The sequence below is a fragment of the Anaerorhabdus sp. genome (genome assembly GCF_036641015.1).
Lineage (GTDB): Bacteria > Bacillota_I > Bacilli_A > Erysipelotrichales > Erysipelotrichaceae > Anaerorhabdus.
On record NZ_JAVWFO010000089.1, the window covers coordinates 2880 to 4009 of the forward strand.

General features: G+C 31.4%; 1 protein-coding gene and 1 pseudogene. Both read left to right on the top strand.

Translation table 11 applies throughout. From position 1 onward, the window contains the following. Window positions 1–786 (top strand): HAD-IC family P-type ATPase (locus RR430_RS09070; protein ID WP_332509004.1); only part of this gene is annotated, 786 nt, incomplete at its 5' end. Window positions 787–884: 98 nt separating this feature from the next. Continuing rightward, window positions 885–1130, top strand: a pseudogene (locus tag RR430_RS09075) (substrate-binding domain-containing protein); the annotation flags it as partial.

Here is a 1130-nt window from a genome sequence, read left to right on the forward strand (position 1 = left end):
AAATTATTTGTAGAATCATTACAGAAACATGGGCATGTTGTTGCAATGACAGGAGATGGTGTTAACGATGTTCCTGCGCTTAAAAAAGCCAATGCATCAATTGCAATGGCATCAGGTAGTGACGCAGCTAAGAATGCTTCTAATATTGTTTTACTAGATTCGGACTTTAGCAGTTTACCTTCAGTTGTAAATGAGGGTAGAAGAGTTATTAACAATATACGTAGCGCATCATCTATGTTTTTAATTAAAACAGCATTCTCGGTTGTGTTATCTATATTAACTGTATTGCTATCTCAAGCATATCCATTTCAGCCAATACAATTAACAATTATTAGTATATTTTCAATTGGAGTTCCAACGTTCTTATTGCAATTTGAACCTAATTTTGAACGTGTTGATGGAAAGTTTTTAAGAGTAGCATTTAGAAATGCAATTCCATCAGCAATGGCAATTGTTTTTGGCATTTTAATTGGAATGGCGATAGAATCTATGTATGATTTCCCAATGAAAGTTATGTCTACTTTTAATGCAATTCAAACTGGGATCATATATACATTTACGTTATATATGGTATATAGGCCATTAAGCAAATATCGGTTTGCAATCATATTTACAATGCAAGTATTATTAGCTTTAGCATTCTTGTTTGGAGCAAATTTCTTAGGATTAACATCTTTACCATTTAATTTAATAGTTACTATTATTGTGTATTCTGCCTTTTCAATACTATTAGTAAAGGGATTCAAAGTAATTTTTGAGAAAATAATTAAGTCACTCGGATATTAATTCTGAGTGATTTTACTTATATTTAACATTAATAGCATACAAATTTAATAATTATTTCATATTCTAAGAGTGTACCAAGATGGTATCGGAGGAAATTTATGAAAAAATTATTAAGTTTATTAATTGCGGGGTTATTAATTACTGGATGCTCATCAGCACCAACAACTCCTGATAGCACAGAAGGAAGTACTACACCAAATACTACTTCTAGTATTAATGTTTATACTCGTGATGGAAGTAGTGGGACAAGAGAAGCTTTTGAAGGGGCTATCGGTCTTGAAGAATTAACACAAAATGCAATTGAAGTTAGTTCAAATGGCGATATGGCTACAAAAGTAGGAAAT